Annotated in this window: 18 protein-coding genes; 4 read left to right on the top strand and 14 right to left on the bottom strand. The window is 40.6% G+C overall.

All coding sequences use genetic code 11. From position 1 onward, the window contains the following. Positions 1-109: 109 nt before the first annotated feature. Complete coding sequence (locus tag PODO_RS09415; protein WP_038569721.1) at positions 110-3,868, bottom strand: alpha-L-arabinofuranosidase C-terminal domain-containing protein; 3,759 nt, start codon at positions 3,866-3,868, stop codon at positions 110-112. Between the two features lie 224 nt (positions 3,869-4,092). On the opposite strand from PODO_RS09415, the gene PODO_RS09410 reads away from it, so the two are divergent. After that, positions 4,093-4,695, top strand: coding sequence for a GNAT family N-acetyltransferase (locus PODO_RS09410; protein WP_244886454.1), 603 nt, complete (start codon positions 4,093-4,095; stop codon positions 4,693-4,695). A gap of 85 nt (positions 4,696-4,780) precedes the next feature. Here PODO_RS09410 and PODO_RS09405 read toward each other — a convergent pair whose 3' ends face one another. Together PODO_RS09405 and PODO_RS09400 are read right to left on the bottom strand one after the other, a co-directional pair. Next, on the bottom strand, positions 4,781-5,230 hold the full coding sequence (locus tag PODO_RS09405) for a MarR family winged helix-turn-helix transcriptional regulator (protein WP_244886453.1): 450 nt from the start codon (positions 5,228-5,230) through the stop codon (positions 4,781-4,783). Between the two features lie 203 nt (positions 5,231-5,433). Beyond that, entirely contained in the window at positions 5,434-6,471 is a 1,038-nt protein-coding gene (locus tag PODO_RS09400; RefSeq protein ID WP_036679236.1) for an NADH:flavin oxidoreductase/NADH oxidase, read from the bottom strand. A 243-nt stretch (positions 6,472-6,714) separates the two neighbouring features. Between PODO_RS09400 and PODO_RS09395 the strand changes: the two genes are divergently transcribed. Next, positions 6,715-7,095: a VOC family protein gene (locus tag PODO_RS09395; protein WP_038569719.1), complete on the top strand. Its 381-nt coding sequence runs from the start codon at positions 6,715-6,717 to the stop codon at positions 7,093-7,095. A 31-nt stretch (positions 7,096-7,126) separates the two neighbouring features. Here PODO_RS09395 and PODO_RS09390 read toward each other — a convergent pair whose 3' ends face one another. Both PODO_RS09390 and PODO_RS09385 read right to left on the bottom strand, forming a co-directional pair. Then, on the bottom strand, positions 7,127-7,777 hold the full coding sequence (locus PODO_RS09390; protein WP_038569717.1) for a suppressor of fused domain protein: 651 nt from the start codon (positions 7,775-7,777) through the stop codon (positions 7,127-7,129). 60 nt (positions 7,778-7,837) lie between these two features. After that, positions 7,838-8,929: an alpha/beta hydrolase family protein gene (locus PODO_RS09385; protein WP_038569715.1), complete on the bottom strand. Its 1,092-nt coding sequence runs from the start codon at positions 8,927-8,929 to the stop codon at positions 7,838-7,840. Between the two features lie 180 nt (positions 8,930-9,109). Here PODO_RS09385 and coaA point away from each other — a divergent pair, with 180 nt between their 5' ends. Continuing rightward, positions 9,110-10,045 carry a type I pantothenate kinase gene (gene coaA / locus PODO_RS09380; RefSeq protein WP_036679230.1) on the top strand — a complete coding sequence of 312 codons (936 nt, stop codon included), beginning with the start codon at positions 9,110-9,112 and terminating at the stop codon, positions 10,043-10,045. Between the two features lie 166 nt (positions 10,046-10,211). Beyond that, positions 10,212-11,165, top strand: coding sequence for a glycosyltransferase family 8 protein (locus tag PODO_RS29960; protein WP_052096920.1), 954 nt, complete (start codon positions 10,212-10,214; stop codon positions 11,163-11,165). A 16-nt stretch (positions 11,166-11,181) separates the two neighbouring features. On the opposite strand, the gene PODO_RS09370 is transcribed toward PODO_RS29960, so the two are convergent. The 9 genes from PODO_RS09370 to PODO_RS09330 all read right to left on the bottom strand — a co-directional run bounded on the left by PODO_RS09370 (position 11,182) and on the right by PODO_RS09330 (position 21,008). Next, positions 11,182-12,420 (bottom strand): RICIN domain-containing protein, encoded by a 1,239-nt coding sequence (locus tag PODO_RS09370; protein ID WP_036679228.1) that lies wholly within the window; start codon positions 12,418-12,420, stop codon positions 11,182-11,184. A 177-nt stretch (positions 12,421-12,597) separates the two neighbouring features. After that, positions 12,598-13,332 (bottom strand): WD40/YVTN/BNR-like repeat-containing protein, encoded by a 735-nt coding sequence (locus PODO_RS09365; RefSeq protein ID WP_036679227.1) that lies wholly within the window; start codon positions 13,330-13,332, stop codon positions 12,598-12,600. Between the two features lie 493 nt (positions 13,333-13,825). Beyond that, positions 13,826-14,470, bottom strand: a complete 645-nt coding sequence (locus tag PODO_RS09360) for a hypothetical protein (protein WP_036679224.1) — start codon at positions 14,468-14,470, stop codon at positions 13,826-13,828. 143 nt (positions 14,471-14,613) lie between these two features. Next, positions 14,614-15,135, bottom strand: a complete 522-nt coding sequence (locus PODO_RS09355; protein WP_052096919.1) for a flavodoxin family protein — start codon at positions 15,133-15,135, stop codon at positions 14,614-14,616. A gap of 21 nt (positions 15,136-15,156) precedes the next feature. Continuing rightward, positions 15,157-15,618 (bottom strand): FMN-binding protein, encoded by a 462-nt coding sequence (locus PODO_RS09350; protein WP_036679218.1) that lies wholly within the window; start codon positions 15,616-15,618, stop codon positions 15,157-15,159. A 91-nt stretch (positions 15,619-15,709) separates the two neighbouring features. Continuing rightward, on the bottom strand, positions 15,710-16,288 hold the full coding sequence (locus tag PODO_RS09345; protein WP_038569710.1) for a TetR/AcrR family transcriptional regulator: 579 nt from the start codon (positions 16,286-16,288) through the stop codon (positions 15,710-15,712). A 174-nt stretch (positions 16,289-16,462) separates the two neighbouring features. Next, a complete protein-coding gene (locus tag PODO_RS09340; RefSeq protein WP_038574312.1) occupies positions 16,463-18,004 on the bottom strand; it encodes a glycoside hydrolase family 32 protein in 1,542 nt (513 codons plus the stop codon). 103 nt (positions 18,005-18,107) lie between these two features. After that, on the bottom strand, positions 18,108-19,592 hold the full coding sequence (locus tag PODO_RS09335; protein WP_036679414.1) for a glycoside hydrolase family 68 protein: 1,485 nt from the start codon (positions 19,590-19,592) through the stop codon (positions 18,108-18,110). A gap of 135 nt (positions 19,593-19,727) precedes the next feature. Continuing rightward, positions 19,728-21,008: an ABC transporter substrate-binding protein gene (locus PODO_RS09330; protein WP_052096917.1), complete on the bottom strand. Its 1,281-nt coding sequence runs from the start codon at positions 21,006-21,008 to the stop codon at positions 19,728-19,730. Between the last annotated feature and the right edge of the window lie 29 nt (positions 21,009-21,037).

Below are 21,037 nucleotides of genomic sequence, written 5' to 3'. Positions count from 1 at the left end.
AGCAAGTGGACAGTTCTCTCTATATAATCATCAACCGATTTAGAGGCTTGTTAAACAACAACACGCGCCGAACAAAAAGATCGGCGCGTGTTGGAAAGCATATTTTCTATTAAATCAGATCCAGAACAATCACATTTACGGAATTGGCAGCTAGCTTCACAACTGCCGTGTCTTTATCAATTACGATTTCTGTTTCGACTGGTGTAACCTTCTCATCATTTTTTCTGTTCACATTAGGTGTGTGAACCAGCGAGGCGTCTCCGGTTAAGGTAATCCGTTTACCAGTAGCAGCTACTTTTAAGCCTTTTAGATCAAGCTTCGTTGCTTTTTCTACACCATCCGCATTTACAAGCTTCACATAAAGATGCTTATCATCTTTAGTTACGGAATTATATACCTCTCTGTTATAAGCCTCAAGCTTATAATCCAGTACTTTGCTTGTTACCTTGCCATCTGTATAAGAGCAAATCAAATGTTTGCCATCTGCTCCACCATAATTAACGGTGATAGTATATTCCGTATGATCCGCAAGCTCTTCATAGCAACTGGCTCTCAGGTTACCAGCAGCGGTACTAGAGGAATAATCGCCCAGAGTATAAGCCTCAATCCCTTGCTTGTACACCTTGACTCCTGTGGCATCACCATTATAGCCAATCGCATATTCGATGACATCTTTATTTTCCGGTGAGATTTCTGTCAGACCTGCGCCTACATAGAAGCCATCTTCGCCAGAAGCTTTTTCAGCTACAACCTCTACTTTATAATTAGTCCACGCGTCATTAAGGATATACAATCCATTCAGTCCGCCATTCTGCGCTTTCAATACCAGACCTTTGGAAGGATCAATCGTATATCCGGCAGAGCCAGGAATCACTTTCCAAGCTTCATTCAGCGGCTGCGTGAAATCTTGATCCAACCAAACACTGCCATCTACATTCGAGGTCACTTTCACCCGTTTCACGATCACAGCTGATTTCCCGGCAGCCACTTCAATTCCTCCATGAGGAATGAGGTCTACCTTCTCCCCGTTGCGATAAGTCGAAAATGAGGTGCCAACCACTTTGGTTCCCAGGTATTTAGCATACAGCTGCTGAACATAATAGTTCGGTGTGTACCATACGGTCTCATCATCGAACCAGATGCAATCCGGTGTCCATCTATAGGTGCCATCTGTCAGAACCTTGTTGAACAATGGTGCCGTTGCCGCCAATCTAATCACATCAGAGTTATTCTCGAAGCTGGACATAATCGCTGCCTCAGCAACAGCTCCTGCCAATGTGTTTTTATCTGTGGAAGCATATTCACCCACAAAAACCTTTGAAGTTTCAGCCTCATCCAAGCTGCCGTCTTCCTTATAGGCTCTGTAATAGTAGTTGTAACGATCAGCATTCTCTAACAAATACTCATTGGAACGGTAGTAATGCTCATCCGCAATGGTATCCATGTAGTTCTTTTGTTTTTCGTACCAGGTAACAGTCTCTTCGATGCTCGATGTACCATCCGTAAAGCTGATTTTTTCCGAGCCCTGTAAATTTCCGCTTAGGAATTTCCAACCTTGCTGGTAAGCATCATCATCTGCCTGTGCACCCACGGTAGAGAGAATAGTCAATTCATGATCAGGATAGTTCTTCACCATATACTCATCAATCACTGTTTTAAAATATTCGAAGTTGGCAAAAAACTCTGTACCCCAGTTTTCATTCCCCACACCCAAATAACGCAGGTCAAACGCTGCTTCATGGCCCATCTTTTTACGCAATGCAGCCCACTCATTATTGTCAAAATCCATGCTAATCGCAAAATCAATCAGATCCGTAAAGTTCTTCACATAATAATCTCTTAACGCACCGCCAGCTGGATTCGCATAATCCGAACGAGCTTGACAGAGTACGCCGCAGGCCATAACCGGAAGTGGTGTTGCGTTCAAATCCTCGGCTAATTGGAAATACTCCATATATCCAAGACCCATGGTCATCATGTAGCCCCATACGTTATAGTTCTCTTTGCGCAATTCGATATCGTTGACGGACTCTTTCCAATCGTACACGTTCTCCCAAATGTGAGAACCTTCAGAAATACAACCCCCAGGGAAACGCAGGAATGTAGGATGAAGATCAACGAGTGCATTCACTAAGTCTTTTCTTAATCTATAGTTTGGATTTCCTTTATAGTTAGCATGAGCTGTAGCAGAACGTTCCTCTTCACCAGCGCCCCAAACGTCATCAGGAATTAAGGATACCATATCAATGGAGATCTCACCGTTAAAGGTTAACGCCAGCTGACCAAGCACAGTTTCAGACCCTGTTAATACTAGCTTAGAATCGACACCATACTTCTTCCAGTTGCCGTCACCGTTTACTTCAACAACTGCAGTATCGCTGATGGCTTTACCGTCTTTGTCGAGCAATTGCAAGGTAATTGTGCCTGCTGCTTCTGCCTTCGCCCAGATTGTGAAGTTGTACTTGGCATCTTCCTTAATAAACATCGAGCAGTGCTGATTGGAATCCGCAAAACCTCTATTATTAATAGTCGCGCCATCCGCTACCGTCACATAATGAGCATTCATATCTTTATCTTCGATGCCGAAGAAATCGTTTAATCCGCCTGTATTATGGACAGTCATTTTCTCTGTATCCCCAGACCATGCGTGAAGAGGTGTATAATTTCTTCCGGTGGAAGCACCATGTACACCACATACATGCGAATAGCTGTCAAAAGCAAAAGATTCGAAGGAGCGATTCTGCACTAGCTCTGCATAGATCCCACCGTCTGCTGCGTTGTTAATGTCCTCATAGAATAAACCATATAGAATTTGGCTAACATCCAAAATCTCCTGATTACCATCAATAGTTAAGGTGTATGGTGGCAAATCTTCCGGAAGCACAGACACCGTGAAGCTCTTTTCTACTGTACTAGCCCCTTTTTTCAAAAGCGCTGTAAGCGTTACGCCTTGAGCAGATTGAACTCCTTTATTCACAACACCTTCATTAGAAATGACTTTGGAATCGCTGGATACCCAAGATACGTCAACTTTTCCGCCCATCAGCGAAGCTGGCAACTCAATATCTTTGGTAATGATCGAGCTTGGGAAGGTTAAGTATTTATCTTTTGCAAGCTTTACGATATCTTCATCCGTCAAAGATTCGCACATGATTTCAATCACTTCATCTTGAGTTAAGCCTGCTTTATATACACGGAAGTCCGAAATATAGCCGCTAAAATCAACATCTGCCGCGTATTGGGATTTCCCGATTGTATTATTGCTATAATTCTGTTGATCTTCAAAAGTAGCAAACCATGTACGCAGCTTAGCATATGTGCCACTCGAGGTTTGGCTGATCATTCCATCCGCAACTACTTCACCATTTACATACATCACAGGACCTGCACTGCTTAGTGTTCCACCTTCTGTACCTGTAACTGCAAAGGAAACATGTACCCATTCATCAGTCGCAAAGGATTTCCCTGGATCTGCGATTAAGTCTTCCCCTGCAAAACAAGTCCCCCGCAAATTGCGAGTTACGAAAATATAAGGTCCTGTTTCACCTTTACCAAAATCAAAGATTCTTTCCCATAAGCTTGAAGCTTTGCTTACATACATCCAGGTCGAAATCGTAATTCCTGTATGGTCACTGACCTCTTTAAGCAGATCGTTAGGTAATGAAATATAGGATGTGCCATGTTCTCCCCCAGCAAGCGAAACAGCTTGTCTACCTGCTACGGATTTAATAGCCGGCAGCTTCGTACCTGAAGCGGTTCCATCATTGCCGTTCCCCGAGAAATCTTGACCTACATCCTCTGGATTATCAAACTTATAATGCGCAATTAGACTACCATTAATAAATTTGTTACCGTTGTCATTTTTCATAAAATATCACCTGTTATCTTTATAGTAGAAATCTTAAAAACCAAACAATACTAGTTCATTGCCGTTTATACGAAACATAATAACATATTTTATAGTCAATTAATATATTAACCAATTAATATTTATGTGAAATAAAAGAAAACAATTTTTATAATCAAATATTACCAAATCAATCATTTATTCCATGGTAAAATATCTGTTAGTTAATAAAGGAGTGGTGAAAGTTGAGCGAAGCTGTGAATGAAAAGGCCAATTCTAGTGATTTATTTACGATTGATTGTAAAGATATTTTTCTGCGGGAATATAGTGTGGAGGATTTAGAGGAGTTTCATGCGCTTACTCTACAGCCTGAAATTATTGAATTCTTGCCAGATTGGAATGTTCCTAAAGAACAACGGTTGGACTGGTTAATAAACTATGAAATAAAAGAGAACCAGCAGTTTCTTCAAGTGATCTCAGCGGGCGGAGATATCGGAGAGCTTCGTCTTCGTTTAGGCATTATTTTAAAAGTGTCCGGTGAGTTTATTGGTTGGTGTTGTACAGGAATTAAGGAGGAATTGCCCGTTCCTAACAGAGAGATTATGTATGCCATATCCAAGGATCATCGCGGTAAAGGCTACACTACTCAAGCTGCCAAGGGATTAATTAAGTATTTGTTTGATAATAGCTCTACCGATGTATTAAACACCATTGCTCTGAAACACAATATCCCGTCTAATAGAGTCATTCAAAAATGTGGTTTCGAGCTTCTTGACGAGATTACAATTGAACATGAAGACTATAATTATTACCGGCTTTCCCAGCAACAGTGGGATGAACAGGTATGATGTAAATAGCGCCTTACACTAAAAAACCTCTGTATGGGAAATGGAGATTCGGTCCATTTACCAAAACAGAGGTTTTATTGTGAATTCATGATTGATGCTTCATGCGAAGCATTTGATCCAAAAGCTCTTTCACATCTTTTTCTGGAAAAGCTGCAAGCAGGGTCTCTTGAAAGGTATCTTGTGCACGAAGGAGCTTGTCTTCGCCAATGGCAGTCAAGGCAGTATAGATACTTCTGCGATCAGCATCACACGCTTTTCTTTCTAAAGCGCCACAGCCTTTGGCCTCAAACCGACTAACCAGTCGGGAAACTGCACTCTGGCTTAAACCCACCATAGCTTCGAGTTTCTGCAATTTCAGTTTCTTCTCCGGCGCTTCCGATAAAAATAACAGCAAATAAAATTCTTTTAAGGATAAGCCATGTTTGGCTTGTAGATTAGCTTCCAATTCATTCGTCACATTCATTTGTATATGCGTTAACGTCAACCAACTCGTTATAAGGTCATTGTTAAGAATGTCGTCCATTTTATTATTCATCTCCCGGGTGTATGGCTTTTCATGATTTTTTCCTTCTATATAATAGTACTACAATCCACAACCATACATAAAGTATAGCTTCGATACTTATACTTTATTTTATTTTAAAAAAGAGGAGAGACCGTTTCTCCAAGAAGCCGGCCCCTCCACACTTTACAATTATTTTGTTTGGACTTCAGACTTCATACCATTTATATTAGTCTTTACCCATTAATTCTTGGAAACCCGAAAGTATACTGTCTAGGAATGCCGGCATCTTTCTGAAGTTCAACCCCAGCTTCCAGCGTCCAGTATGGATTTCTCAACATGCCCCGGCCCACGGCAACAAGATCAGCTTCCTCATTCCCAATCACGGCATTAGCAAGTACAGGCTCATCCAATCTGCCAACCGCAATAACCGGAACATTCAAGCCATACTTGATTTCTCTAGCCAAAGGAACCTGATAAGCTGCATGCGTCCCTGGTTTCCCGGCAGCTGCGATAGGACCTTCACCACCTGCACTGATATGGAAAATATCTGCGCCTGCTTCTTTGTAAGCTTTACTAAATTCCAAGCTTTCTTTGATACCGTACCCGCCCTCAACATATTCTTGGGCGGAGATACGCATAATCAATGGCATTCCTTCCGGCATTTCACTTTTTGCTGCGCGAATGACTTCTGTACCAAATAGTGTTAAATCCTTGCCGTATTCATCTGTTCTTTGATTGGTTAGAGGGGAATGGAACTGATGAATAAGGTAACCATGCGCTCCATGAAGCTCGATAACATCAAATCCCGCTTGTATCGCCCGCTTCACGCCCAACCGGAATTTCTCAACCATAGCTTTCACTTCTTCAGTTGTTAATGCACGTGGTGTTTTGGAGTCAGCGTCAAAAGGAACGTTAGATGAGGATACAGGAACTGCTGCATCTTCTGCTTTACGTCCGGCGTGTGCAATTTGAATACCTACTTTAGCGCCATAAGAATGACAAGCTTCAACGATTCTGGCCAGTGCAGGAATTTGCTCATCAGACCAAATGCCAAGATCAAAATCAGTAATCCGTCCATCAGGCTCCACGTCCGTCATTTCAATAATAATTAATCCGGTTCCGCCAACGGCGCGACTTACGTAATGATTATAATGCCAATCCGTAGCAATTCCGTCTTTGTTAGACACTGAATATTGACACATCGGAGGCATAACCACGCGGTTCTTCAGCTTCAAATCCTTCAATTCATACGGGGTGAACAAGTCCTTCATGATATCTCTCCTCTTTATAAAAAACTAAGTATAGTATGATCAATGCTACCAGTGAACATGAGTTTCTAAGTTCATCTTATATATTTTTATAAATGCATGCTCATGCATGTATATTATTATAGAAGAGCGATGGTGTCAACCGTGAATAATCTTCTGCTTAATGGAAACTCCATGTATTGTTGAAACTTCTACCTTGAGGTAATATATGGATATCTATTTTTCTTTGAAAGGATGACCTCACTCGTGGACAAAAAGCTCTTACAATCGCATAGTATTTTCCCTACCTTGAATATTGAGCAAACTGCTGCCTTCTACAGCCAGTACTTAGGTTTTAAAGCTGTGCCCTATTTAGATACACAAGAACCACATCTTTGTTTGTATCGCGACGATACAGAGATTATCCTTATGCAATCCCATGGACAAAAGGTCATTCCCAATCGAGAGTTGTACGGTTATGGATACGATGCCTATTTTATTACGAAGCAGCAAGAAGAGTTGGAGAAGGAGTTCGAAGCCGCCGGTGTTCATATTGTTCGTTCTTTATCAAACACCGATTATAATAACAAAGAATTTGTGATCGAAGATGTAGATGGTCGCTGGATTGCTTTTGGAATCAAAAAATAAAAAAACGGCTCTCAGCCGTTTTTTCTTGTATTTAAAAGAGTCCCCATAACTTCTTACAACTATTTTTACGGGAAGGATCCAAGACATCCGTAACCCCAATCTTATTTAACTTGTGTAGTAACTCTTCCTCGCTATGCTTGATTTTATAATCTAACTCCTCCCCATAGAGCGGAATTAACGTATAAAAGTGCACCACTTTCTCACGGGTCATTTCTAAATTAAAGAAACCGGCTTTATCTTTTACATCTGGAACCCAAACGAACATCCCTTGAAATCCTGTATCCTCACTATAAGGCTGGGCGGGATTACCGTTCACAAGCGTATGCCCCATATAAAGCCATGTATTATATTCATGCGGAAACCTAGCCATTGTTTTCAGGGCCCGAATCGGCCAATAATTCCGTTCATCCTTAAACGCCTCATCCGACAGCTTCCAGGTAGGAGGGAGACAAATCATTATTTCAGCATATTGATATTCTTCTGCACCTTCTGGCACCGTCATCGGTAATTCGCTCATTCCAGAAGTAATTAAAGTATAGAAGTTCCGCTCAGGCGTCGGATCAAGAATTAGAATATCTATCGACAGAACACCTGAAATAATTTCTTTAAAAACATTATCAATAACACCTATGTATTTTTCAATATGATTACATATTTTCTCATTAGACTGAGCAGAATGCATTCATAATTCCCTCCCTTATATATGTTTATCGGTATAAACAAAGGAGAGTTTATTGCTAATTTACAGAATTTCTTCTCCACTACCATGGATCTCACAAAAATCTTTATGAACACTACTAATTAATGCCGAATAACCTTGCCCCTGATCTAAAAGATGTTCCAAAAGGAACTTACTTATAAGCTCATTTAAGCAAGTATGAATTTCACAGGTTCTTTGTTTTAAAGTCTCTCCTTCCTCAAAAAGGGGCAGATCGCTAAATGACATATGTGTAGCATTTCGTATTTTTAGAAAAGATTTATATCCGTTCCAATTCTGAAAAAGCGCCTCTTGTCCTTTGATGAAATCATTTGCCAGTTTCTCCTGTAATATATTACTTAAGGATTCTAAGGTCGAGGCCTTTTGCCTTAATACAAGAAGCGGCACAGTATTGTTCTTCTCTTCATTCTCAATATATAAGTGCATGCTTGCATCTAATAAAATAGCAGCTTTAATTCTATCGTCTTCCATAGTTAAATCTAATGCAGTAGCACCACCGATGGAATGGCCGATAATACCAATCTTATTCATATCAAATAAGCCCTTCACATCTTTATCCATAGAATTAAGCGTGGACAGGTGATCCAGAACGTATTGAATATCTTTTTTTCGAATGGAGATTAAGTTATGTAAATCGGTATAATCCGTAGCTTTTATTTGCCTCATGGCTTCGGATTGATTAATAAATCCACCACTAGGGCAAACAGTAAACATAGCTTCGTACGCAGCACTGACCGTTACCACTATGAAACCTTGCTTGGCCAACGCTTCTATATTATAAATATACATATCTCTATCTAAACCTAATGCAGGTGAATAGATGATGACTGGATAGGAGCGTTTGGATTTGCTTTGAAAGGTTCGATCGCTGATTGAGGTAGATAATGTATTTATGATTTCCATATTCATGCCAATATCTTGTAGAAGCTCTCTCGCCTGTTGTTCACAGGGCCCGAAAAGCTCCATATACTTCATTGCAGATGCGTTTTTATTTAATACACCCTCTGTATCCGGATAATAAATACTTATAACTATTTTCCTTCCCTCTGACTCTTCTTGGAACGTTTCCGTGCGTGTGTAATCCTTCAATAATTCAACTTTTCGAAAAACTTCCATTGCTCCACCCCATTCTTCCTAATATTCTATATTTTAATTGATTTTCCCATTTACTGAAATGCAATCTCCTTAATGTCCATAATAATGTCGATTACAATGAATGGAATGAAGCTGTATGAACGGTTATAATACCTAAGTGCATAAGAAATCTCTAAAAACTTCAGGGATGTGGAAAATTTAATGGTGAATAATTCAGCATATACACTTTATTTACGTGAGGATTGGAAAAAACTAAGCGATTTCACCGCTATCCAATTATCAGAAGAAGAACTTATGGAAGTCCAAAGTATTAATGAAAAAATCTCCAGCGAGGATGTTAACGAGGTCTATCTTCCTCTGTCCAATCTGCTAAATCTGCAACTTCTATCTGCTCATAAATTTAATGAATCTATAAATCACTTTCTGAACAATGATGTAAAAAAAGGTCCATTTATCATAGGCATCGCGGGAAGTGTCGCTGTTGGCAAAAGCACTACGGCCAGACTCCTACAAAAACTTCTCTCACAATTACCTTCCCATCCAAAGGTGGATTTAGTTACGACTGATGGGTTTCTACATCCCAACGCAGAGCTGGAAAAGCGCGGTATAATGACGAAAAAGGGCTTTCCTGAAAGCTACGACACGCGTAGTTTAATTTCTTTTTTAACGGATGTGAAGTCTGGGGTGCCGCGGGTCCAAAGCCCTGTATACTCTCACTTAACTTATGATATTGTGCCAGATGAATATATTACGATTGAGAATCCGGATATTCTAATTGTTGAGGGCTTAAATGTTCTTCAGACTGCGATTACAAATAATCATAATATGCCTAACTATTTTGTATCTGATTTCTTTGATTTTTCTATTTATGTGGATGCTGATGTGAACGATATCGAGACATGGTACATTGATCGGTTTATTAAGCTCAGAGATACTGCCTTCCAAGATGAACAATCTTATTTCAAAAAATATGCACAGCTGTCTCTAGAGGAATCTATTGAAATCTCAAAGCGGATCTGGAAAGAAATAAACTACGTTAATTTGCAGCAAAATATTCTGCCCACCCGAAATCGTGCGGATCTTATAATGCATAAGGACAACAATCATCACGTAGATCGAATTAAGCTGCGAAAATAAAGATTGAAGTCCTTAGCCGACCAAGTTGCTGAGATTCAGCACTTGGTTTTTTTGGTGCTCACATCAAATTGGGTGAATATTCTGGGTTTAATGTCTCTGTCCTCTGATCAAGGCGAACGTATACTGTGGTACATTCGTACACAAACGTGAAGAGAGGATAAATCAAATGATCGATATCGCCTTGGCTTTTCAAGATAAGGATGGGAAATATGCTGAACATGCCGGAGTCGTTCTAGCGTCAATTTTTCATCATACGAGTTCCCCAATTCATATTCATATTTTACATGATGTTTCTTTAAGTGAAACTAATAAGCGCAGGCTTAGCGCATTAACTACAAAACATAATCATACCCTTAGCTTTTATTCAATCACTATGCCCGATGATCTAACTCAGGTGTTAGCCAATGTTAACTCCATTAATGTATGGACGCAGGCATGTATGTATCGATTGCTTCTTCCTGCACTAATACCCGTGGACAAAATCATCTATCTGGACTGCGATGTATTAGTGAATATGGACATAACTGAATTATGGCAGGTTGAACTGGATGACAAGTATTTGGCCGCAATTTGGGACCAAGGGATTAGAGAGGTTGCTCATATTGTGAGCGCTAAGGGATTAAATCCTGAGCTTTATTTTAATTCCGGAGTGATTTTATTTTCTTTGCATAATATCCGCCAGAATACCAACTGGTACGAAGAAATGCTAACCTTCCTACGTACCTTTCCTGATGTCACCATGCCAGATCAGGATGTTCTGAATGCGGTTTTTGGTGGGAATTACCTCCCCCTTGATATCCGTTTTAATTCGTTCAACACAAACATTCCGGACCATGATTTCACTAACAAAATCATCCATTTTGCCGGAGATGATAAATGCTGGAATAAAGATTCCGCGGGTTCATCCCTATATCAGCAATTCCTAAAGCTAACCCCTTGGAGAATCACTAGAGCCAAAATCAGACGAAGAAAACGGAAAAGCAGCCCTTTAAAACCACACCTCACCCGAAAAAGAAACAAGCAGAAAATAAAAATTGTTCAGTTGAACTTAACCCCTATTTTTTTATCCGATTTAAAACAAATTAGACCGATTAGACCGATTAGAAAAAGCCCCATTTGATATGGGGCGGCATTCTTTAGTTCACTTTCGTAAAAAACCATTTCTGAGCATCACTCCCGTTATCTGTCCACTGCTGGACAGCTGCGCCATCGGCTGTTGATGCTCCGGATACATCCATGGCTAATCCGCTCACTTTTGAAATAAGCTTATAATAGCCCCCTCCGACATCAATAATGCTCCATCGCTGAGCGTTGGTACCATTGTCATCCCACTGCTGCAGCTGTACACCGCTCGCGGTCGATGAGTTCGGCACATCCAACACTTTTCCACTATGCACTGCCGTAAGCTTGTAATAACCGTCGCCTGTACTCTCCACTTTAAATTTCTGATTATTGGCAGTGTAATTGGTCCATTGCTGCATTTTCGCCCCGCTTGCTGTGGATACATCCACTACGTCCAGAACCTTACCACTAGCCTTGTCAGCTAAAGTGTAAATCCCACCACTAACAATGCTTGAGGTAGGCGCAGCCTGATACACACGTACGTAATCAACCAGCATTTGAGCTGGGAAAGCAGTTGAAGCATTTGGACTTCCCGGCCAATTTCCACCCACGGCAAGGTTTAGCAGGATGAAGAAAGGTTTCTGGAACTCCTCCGTATTTCCGGTTCCGTTCTCAATATAAAAAGCATTAAATGGGTTGCCGTCTACAAACCATCTTATATAATTCGCATCCCATTCCACGCTGTACACATGGTACTGTGAGAAATCGAGGTTACCAGACACCTGACCGTACTCGGCATGCCCATTGGCATCCCAATGTACCGTCCCATTAACAAAAGCATTATTGTTTACACGCTCCATAATGTCCGTTTCCCCAGATTTCGGCCAACCCACTGAATCAATATTCGCCCCAAGCATCCAAAATGCTGGCCAGAGTCCCTGTCCTGAAGGCAATTTGATTCTAGCTTCGATTTTTCCGTAGGTGAAGCTTTTGAGTCCCTGTGTTTTGATCCGTGCAGAGGTATAATTCATCCCCCCGTACGACTCCTTTTGTGCAGTAATCACTAAATTCCCACCTGTTACCTGCAGGTTCTGCGGGCGACTGGTATAATACTGAAGCTCATTGTTTCCCCAACCTCCGCTACCCGTACCTATTTCCGCCGACCAATTATTAGTGTTCAGAGAATTCCCATCAAATTCATCGCTCCATGCCAGATTCCAGCTTGATGCCGCGCTTGAACTCCCTGTAGGTACCCAAGCAATTAAGAGGGTGAACAGCAGAAATAGACTTAACATTTTTCCTTTTCGTAACATCGTCTTTTCCTCCTACTGATTTCATTGCGCGGCGCGCTCGCACATTTGAAACCGGTTTCGAATATTGGATAAAACAAAACGTTATCCCATAAACAGCTATAACAGCCGGAGTCAGGTTAACGCCTCGCTTCATTTGATGTGTACGTCTTTTCTAAACGCAATATGCCAACATTTCGATTAAAGGGACCATTTTCCATAGTTCTGCATGCTTAATGTCCAGGTTTTCTCTGCGTATTTCACCGTCGCCATACTCTCAGAGAGCGTCCATGCTATACCAACATACTGATCCATATGATCGTCAAGGAATGATTTCCAATGTTGTCCTCCGTCTATCGTTATAAATAACAATGTATGTTCTTTTTCAACGAGCCGAGTAATTAAGATTCCTTGATCCTTCGTAAGAAAGAGGGGAGGATAAGCATAGATTTGCGAGTTTACTAACTCACCCGGCACTGTGACTGTCTGTTCACTCCAGGTAACTCCACCATCCATTGTTTTATATAAACCAACCTTTCCCTCCCATGGAGCATTCGTTGTAATCCAGCCTTCTTTTTCATTAACAAAAGTAAGTCCCGATTTCACCCCGCTAGGAAGAGTACTTCCTGCTTGTAAGCTATCCCCAATCTCCTTCCAAGTCTCTCCCCCATCACTAGTTGCATAAAGCTCCATATCTTCGCGTGACATCCCTTGAAAATGATAGACTGCTTTCCAACCTATATTTTTGTTGAGGAACACAGTATCTTCTCTGCGGTTATCTGGAGAATCAGTATCAGCATTCAAATTTGTATTTGGATTAGGATTAGGAGAAGGAGAAGTTTCCTGATTAGAAGTTGGATGAGGGATTGGAGTGGTATTGGAACAACCAGATGCTATCACTGCAGCAATTAGTAGTATTGAAACTAGATATTTCATCTTGTTACCACGCCTTCGTTTATTTTTCTAAAAAAGTATAGTGGTGCTGTGCATATAGCTTCGTCCGCAAACGTATTCAGTAAATGAAATTTTATCCTAAAATATCTGAAAAGTATTTACAGTTTCTTTATATAATCCAGCTACACCAAGTCCTATCGGACCAAGGAGACGTTATTGGTTCATTTTCAAGAGAATTCTTCTGTTAACGGACTGAGATGCAACTATTTAGCTAATCCTCCTACTTTTATAGGCAATAAACAGACAATAAGGGCTATACGGTCCGCGAGTTCGGTAAATAGAGCTAAAAAGCAAAGATAAGCGCTATACAGTCCGAAGATGAAGTGAACGAAACCTTCAAGCAGCAGGTTCTCAGCCTATAGTAGATATGAATGAATTCATTGAGCAAGGATCTACTCTTTGAATGTCAAAAGAAAAAGAAACGGCATTTCTGCCGTTTCTTTGGGTTATGGATGGTCAGGGCTCAGAGCCTGTTTTACTCCAATCCATGTTCTCTGCGGATGTTATACATACCCTGAACAAGCAGCTCAGATGGATCCCGGTTCAATTGCAAATGGGTCAGCAACAGATGAAGCGGGAATGCACATACGTTATTCCCATCGGTGATCGCTGGAAATCCAGCCTCGAAGACTGGTCCCAATTTCTCGTTCCAAGCTAGCCCGACATGCACTTTTTCTGGAGCAAATTCTTGGGTAATTTCCTCAATACAAAGCGGAACTAACACATTGTCAATGATCCCTTTTGCTTCTTCTTCACTTGCTGGTGGTTTTGGAAGTGTTTTGCCTCCCTCAATCTTCATCAGCTCAACGAAGAATGAGGCCATCCATGCTGCCGGATCCTTACCCGACTGGAATCTTGCAATTAACTCGCGCAGAAAAAATCCGCAGGAATACACCTGATCTAATTCAGTTTTCACGTGAAAAACAAACACAGGGCCGTAGGCTTCCATGTTCAATACTTGTCCTTCAACATCTTTAAAGTGTACTCTCAATGCTACAAGGCCGTTATGGTGAACAGCCTTTAGCAGCTGTGCCATATCCTCTTCAGACATTTCTGTATTATCATTTACTTCCTCATTCTCATTTGTTATTTCATTTTCATTAGTCGTCTCATTGTTCATTTTATAATTCCCTCCCATACCTATCATACCATCTAGCGAATTGAACGAACACTTTATAATAGAACAATTTCTACCAGATTGCAGAGAAAACAAAAAAACGGCAGCTTTGCCGTTTCTCTGTTCGTCTCGCTGGAGCTCAATAGCTAGATCATATCCCTTACTTTCTTCACTATTTTACCAGTTAATTGATTAATATCCCCCTCATTTAACTTATAAGCTGAGGTATCTTTACGTGCAGGTTTGTGATCTGCCGATATCAGATCTGCGATATGCTGCTCGATGAATACAACAGGATCTGCTCCAGTTCTTTTTCTGAGCTCCCCTGGCACCTTCGGATTTGGACCGTCAGCTCCGCCACTGATTGAAAGGTAACCATACTTTTGCGGATTTTTCTTCAAATCCTTTAAATAGGCACGGAGCGGTGTGGCCACTTTCCCCATCCAAACCGGTCCAAAAAATAGGATAATATCATATTTTCCTATTTGCTCAGGCTTCGGTTGAACCAACGGTATCCTGTCAAAAATCATATCGAAGGTAATCCTACCGTGTGTTCGGGGTTTGGCTTCCGAGATTCGGATATGTTCAGCCGACAACGCATTCGCCACACTCCTTGCTAATGCTTCATTATTACCTGTGAATGAATACGAAATGACTGCAATGTTCATATAAATTCTCCTTAAAATGAATTATTTCGTCTCCGCCTGCTGTAGGGCATTTTCGAGTGCCTTAAGATGTATTTTAGAGGTAAGCGTTGCCCCGCTGATAACGTCCACCTGAAGAGACTGCGATTCAATCACATGACTAAACAAATCACCAATGCCTAGACCATCCTTCAGTTCAGCAGGGTTCCCTGTTTTGTCCAAGGCACCTTTGAGTATTTTTATATCTGTCAGCCGTTCAGCAGATATTATTGCCCTCACCTTGGTATCTCTGGAATGATCTTTGATGCCAATGTATTCCCCCACATAGGTACCCTCCCGCAGATTCTGTATATCTATGACGTTGATAGTAAGCTGCTGAACCTCATGCCTTCCCGGAGCAGTCAAGAGAATACCACCTATCCAACCTATGACTGTAATCACGCATAGAATGCTGAGAACAATAATCCATTTATTGAATTTTCGCTTTTTTCCTCTTCTCTTACTCACCTGCTTGCCTCCTTCCTTTGGATTTCAATTTCGAATGAATATTTAATTATTCATTCATTTTACAAGAAAAAAAAACTGCACCATAAGTGTATTAGGGGCAGTCTGTCAAACCCTTCATGATTAGTTCCAGCATATTGTCCAGAAGTTGTGGAAAGTGCTCCAGCCCGATTTCTTCCTTGTGGGTTTCCACATTAATCATAGCGGCGAAAATCATCATAATCATTTTACTATCCATATCGCTGCGCATTTTACCATCGGCTTGCCACTGCTTAATGATTTCATGGAAGCTATCATACAAGAAGTCGTTTACCTGAATGTTGGTTTCTTCCCGGTACAACTGTTCGATTTTTGCGAAAACACTTTTGTTATACCATTCCTTAAGAATGGGGTTGGCTATCATACCTTCCAAATTAAGCGCCATCATCTGCCGTATTACTGCCAGTGGGCTTTGGCTCATATCGAGCGATTGCATACAGCTTTTTTTGAGCTTTTCATTTTCCTCTAAAAAAATATCCATAAAAAGCTTTTCCTTAGAGGGATAATAGTTGTAAAAACTTCCTACAGCTATTCCAGCCATTTTGGTAATGCCAGAAACATTAGTATCTTTAAAGCCTTTATTGCTAAATAGCTCTTTCGCGCATTCGTATATCTTTGTTTTTTTGTCTTCCACTTTTCGCCTCTCCGTGAATGAATAATTATTTTTTCATTCATATCATAGTGTTAACAGCTTGGTATGTCAATGCAAAAATAGATCACCAAAAGCATTAACATCTATAGCATCACCCAAATTAGGTTGGAGTGCCCTCTTATTGCGCAAGAATTAGAAAAATTCTGACTAATCATTCTAATCTTTGCCAAAATGCTTAATTACAACATTATTAAAAATCGCGGTGCCACCTTCAGAAAACAAGGTAATGCCTTGATCATTTATTTCCGGGAAAATTTCATTAGAAAATACAATTTCACCATCATCTATAAAAACTTCAATACTTGTTCTATCCACAAGGATCTTCAGATGCACTTTTTTCTTGTTCACATCAAAGGGGGCCTTGCTTTCAAGATATCTGTCACTCTTATCAGGTTGTCCAGTAAAGGCTCTGTTAACATAAGAATATTGTCCTTCAACAAACACTCCTACATCCACATGGCGCGTCTTATCTGCTGATTCACGAAGTCTTAAGCCTACATTGGTAATCTCTGACCAAGATAGATCTGCATCGAGCTGGTAATTTTCACCTGTGATATCAAGTGTTGACGAGCCGTTCACTTTTATTTTTTGCAAGGAATCCGTTGAAGTTACCATTTGATCTAATGCTTCGATGGGCTGTGATACTAACTGATACGATTGCTCTTCATCTCGTGTTAATTTTATTTGACGCACGATTGAATCCATTCCGTTAAAACCTTCGTTAAGATTGGGGGTAACATGAGGGTAATCCCAATTATTCATCCAGGCCAAAGCATATCGATGATTGTATTGATCCTTATCCTTTCCCTCTTCAAACGTTACAGCGCCATACCAATCAAATCCATAATCTAGCCACTGTGGTTCATGATAATCCGTGATAAATTCATTCCCATTAAAATCTCCAGTCCAGTAGGCATACGTGTTGGGTTTACCTATCGACTTACCATTTGCACTGACCCCAAGAACCCATTTATAAGTGCCATCATTCGCCCGCATCATATAGAAGTCAGGACACTCCACAATTCCGATATTTTCTGTTTCGAAGCCGCTTGTGTAGTGCCAATCCTTTAAATTGTCAGACTCGTAAAAGCCTACTTTCGTACCTTCGGCTAGTGTCATCACCCATTTATGAGAATGTTGATCCCATATTATCTTCGGATCTCTGAAATCTTCTGTGCCCGGATTTGGCAAAATAGGATCATCACTATAAGATTTAAACGTCAGCCCACGATCCGTACTGAACCATAAATATTGTTCTTGCTTCCCCGCCTCTGCAGAGGGCTGTGTTAAAATCGCCACAATTGCCCCTTCGCCAAAACCTGCTGTATTGCTATCGTCAACAACAACAGATCCTGACCAGGGATCACCATTGGGTGTTGTATATTTTGGAATCGCAACGCCTTCATCTGTCCAGCTCACCAAATCCGTTGATGTGGCATGTCTCCATTCTGTACCATTTCCATCCGGGTAATCAGCATTATAGAGATAATAGTAATGATATTTACCATCAAAATAAATGGGTTTTTGCGGATCGTTTTTCCAATGCTCAGGTACAGTGAAATGATAGCTAGCCCGAGTGGTAGGTTTATGATCAGGAACGTCGGTCCCCGGCTTATTCTTCTCTCCAGCGCCATAAGTTACTAATACTATTGTCACAATACAAATTAAACAAAGGATTAATATAGTGATTCCTATCATTTTTTTCTTATTCAAAATATACCTCGCTTTTTTCACATTGCTAATCTTAGCTTATAAAAAGAAAAGTAAACGCCAACTACATTGGCATTTACTTTGTAAATAATTAATACGGTTTGTTACCTTTAAGTGTCAATTGCCCTTGTTCCAAAATGCTGTTCGGTACAACTGAAGTCTTGGAGCCTTTAATATTCAGCACAAAGCTTGGGGCAAAAGTGGAATGATGATCCCCAAAGTAACCTCTATTCGTCATGTAACTTGTGATGACTACATTATTCCCTTTCACTTGCGGAATCGCAAAGTGAGCATAAGTCCAGGTAATATCATAAGGATTAAGATCTTGATGGAGGACAAGTCCTGTACCATTTAATGGTTTATACGGTCCGTTTAAAGAATTAGATACGTACCCGAGCATGTAGATGTCTTCATCATCAATGCCATCAATGAACATTTTAGAACCTCTTGAGCTTGTGAACAGATACCACTTGCCATTCAATTTAAATATGTTCGCACGTTCAATTTCATCTGTCACGGTATTGGAGGCAAGTAGCGGCTTCATTTCTTTTTTGAATGTATAATCATTATTTAATTCAATGATACCGAGCGCACCATTCGCGGTTTCCGCAGATGTTTTGTCAGCACTGCTTAGTAATTTCTTTTTCTCCGCTTGGAAGAAGGCATTGCTATTACCATAATAAGCTTTGTTAAAGAGAGATTCTTCACCCTGGTAACCCGTAGTTGTCCCTGTATTTGCTTCAAACACAAGATACTTGTGGCCTTTATCCTCCACATAGTGAGGATCTCTTAAGGTATGATTATCGTCGTAATCGCCTTTGCTGAAACCGGTGATATCAAGACTTTGATAAATTTCACCTTGATTACCGTCATAGATGGATTTCATATCTTCTACGCCATCAATCTTAAGGGTATCCCCATCCGGGGCAGAGACATTAATTTGAGCTGTAGTTAAAGTTTGTTTCCCGTAAAATCCGCGATCTGGATCCCAAGGATGACGATTGGTGTAGAACAAGCGAACTTTGCCATCAGATGTCATGGTTGCTGAACCGGACCATTCTTCGGCTTGATTGTTTAAAACATAATCATCAGGTACAAGTTTGTCACTATCCTTAAACACCCGGCCGGCATTCTTCCAGCTGCTGATAGAGTTGTCTCCTTCTTTCTTATAGAACAAATAAATAAATGTGTCTGATCCATTATTAGGGTCGCCCGCCAGACCAAAAACAATTTGATACCCCTTATAACTTGCTACAGTTCCATCTGCATTTTGCAGCGGCCAAGTATCCCAAACATCCATTTCAATTTTGTTTCCATTCTCATCGAACTTAACGGCTGCAGGAATGTTCTTAATCGTTGAAGCATCAAATTTTGGGACTTGGAATTGATTACTATTTTGTTGTTTGGGTAATTTCAACATGTCAGCGCGAGTGATATGAGAGAAACCGTAGTCATTGTACTCCGGCTTGTTCGGCTTGTTATTTCCTTTCGCAAAGGTTTGAGTAGCTCCACCTAACATTAAAGCAGCTGTAAAGGTTAGGATTGTTGTTTGTTTAATCATTTTCTTGAAATTCATCATCTAACTCCTCTTATACTTTAAATTTGGGTTTCGATCTTCCTTTGTGCTGTTCCCCTTTTAAATTCTAATGAAGAGTAGACGTTATGAGTATGTCGTGAATTGATGCATTTACAGGGCTATATTGATTTGGTTTTATTGCTTCACATAGGTATCCCACGATTTTTGAAGCTCCTGAAGCAATTGATCCCGATTGATTTGCTCTCCTACATATGCTTGCATAAGATAGCCAAACTCCTCTCTTGCTCTGGAAGGGAATTTGAACCAATTCCAAGATAAAGTTTTCTGTTCATCGACGTATCGCATAAGATCTTTTACTAGCGCTCCCGAACGGTCCGTCTCTATATTTTTAAAAGCTGAAATAAAATGAAAGCGATCCTTCATGAACTTTTTCCCTGTTTCCGAGGAAACCATCCAGTTCAAAAACTTTTTGGCTTCCTTTTTCTTTTCTGGCGAAGATTCTTTATTAACAGCCCAATTATTAGATATCCCTACTGGCAACGCATTGTTTTCGGCACCATCATTAATAGGCATGGGTAAAAAACCGATATTCATATTCGGCGATATTTGATCAATTTTAGACTGAACCCAATTCCCTTGTTTAAGAATCGCCGTTCTCCCTGTTGCAAATAACTCAACTTCCGAATTATAATCTGTTGTCAAAAAATTTTCGTTACCATATTGTACGGTCAAATCCAGCATCCGAATGACATCTTTAACTTCCTTATTCTCTCGAAAAGATTGTGTTCCGTTGTTTAACCCTTGAATAAAAGCATCCGGCTCCTCCTGTTGGGCAATAGCAATATTCAACAGGAGTACAAAAAACCAATGATCTGAATAACCAACAGAAAAAGGAGTCACACCTATAGCCTTCAGCTTTTTCGCCGCCTCTTTTAATTCCGTAAACGTTGTTGGGAGAGGATCAACCCCAGCCTTTGCGAATAAATCCTTATTATAAATAAAACCGTAGCCTTCAAAATTGATCGGCATCCCGTATATTTTCCCGTCCATCTTCATCGGTTCTAGCGCCTCGTCATAAGCCTGTTCCACCCAGGGTTGATCCGATAAATCTTCAAGATATCTACTCCATGCCCTCGCTTCTTCATAACCGCCATTTGGAAAAATATCCGGACCAACATTGGCCGCAAACCTCGCCTTTAGCTCATCAAGGTAGTTAGCTCCTCCGCCAAAGGTTAGAATTTCCACGTTAATATTCGGGTTTTCCTTTTCATATTCCTTAACCATCTGCTCGAATTCTATAGAAATTTCCACTTTAGGATTCAGTACCTCCAAAGTGACTGTCTTATCCGGTACCTTCAAATCCGCTTCCTTCAGTGGACGTGTATGCGCACCACATGAAGAAAGCGTTAGCGTAATCAACCCCACGATAATCATTTGAACCCTTTTTATTTTCATAATTCCCCCAGATGCATTCAACAATGAAC

Source organism: Paenibacillus odorifer, assembly GCF_000758725.1.
GTDB lineage: Bacteria > Bacillota > Bacilli > Paenibacillales > Paenibacillaceae > Paenibacillus_AQ > Paenibacillus_AQ odorifer.
Note: the sequence above shows the minus strand (reverse complement) of the source record. Positions and strands in the feature narration are given on the sequence as shown.

Bases quoted from the DNA above. Each gene is read 5' to 3' on its own strand.
- PODO_RS09360 (WP_036679224.1), bottom strand. From the start codon at position 14,470: ATGAACAATGAGACGACTAATGAAAATGAAATAACAAATGAGAATGAG.
- PODO_RS09385 (WP_038569715.1), bottom strand. From the start codon at position 8,929: ATGGAAGTTTTTCGAAAAGTTGAATTATTGAAGGATTACACACGCACG.
- PODO_RS09335 (WP_036679414.1), bottom strand. From the start codon at position 19,592: ATGAATTTCAAGAAAATGATTAAACAAACAACAATCCTAACCTTTACA.
- PODO_RS09365 (WP_036679227.1), bottom strand. From the start codon at position 13,332: ATGAAATATCTAGTTTCAATACTACTAATTGCTGCAGTGATAGCATCT.
- PODO_RS09405 (WP_244886453.1), bottom strand. From the start codon at position 5,230: ATGAATAATAAAATGGACGACATTCTTAACAATGACCTTATAACGAGT.
- PODO_RS09415 (WP_038569721.1), bottom strand. From the start codon at position 3,868: ATGAAAAATGACAACGGTAACAAATTTATTAATGGTAGTCTAATTGCG.
- coaA (WP_036679230.1), top strand. From the start codon at position 9,110: ATGGTGAATAATTCAGCATATACACTTTATTTACGTGAGGATTGGAAA.
- PODO_RS09330 (WP_052096917.1), bottom strand. From the start codon at position 21,008: ATGAAAATAAAAAGGGTTCAAATGATTATCGTGGGGTTGATTACGCTA.
- PODO_RS09355 (WP_052096919.1), bottom strand. From the start codon at position 15,135: ATGAACATTGCAGTCATTTCGTATTCATTCACAGGTAATAATGAAGCA.
- PODO_RS29960 (WP_052096920.1), top strand. From the start codon at position 10,212: ATGATCGATATCGCCTTGGCTTTTCAAGATAAGGATGGGAAATATGCT.
- PODO_RS09390 (WP_038569717.1), bottom strand. From the start codon at position 7,777: ATGCATTCTGCTCAGTCTAATGAGAAAATATGTAATCATATTGAAAAA.
- PODO_RS09340 (WP_038574312.1), bottom strand. From the start codon at position 18,004: ATGATAGGAATCACTATATTAATCCTTTGTTTAATTTGTATTGTGACA.
- PODO_RS09370 (WP_036679228.1), bottom strand. From the start codon at position 12,420: ATGTTACGAAAAGGAAAAATGTTAAGTCTATTTCTGCTGTTCACCCTC.
- PODO_RS09400 (WP_036679236.1), bottom strand. From the start codon at position 6,471: ATGAAGGACTTGTTCACCCCGTATGAATTGAAGGATTTGAAGCTGAAG.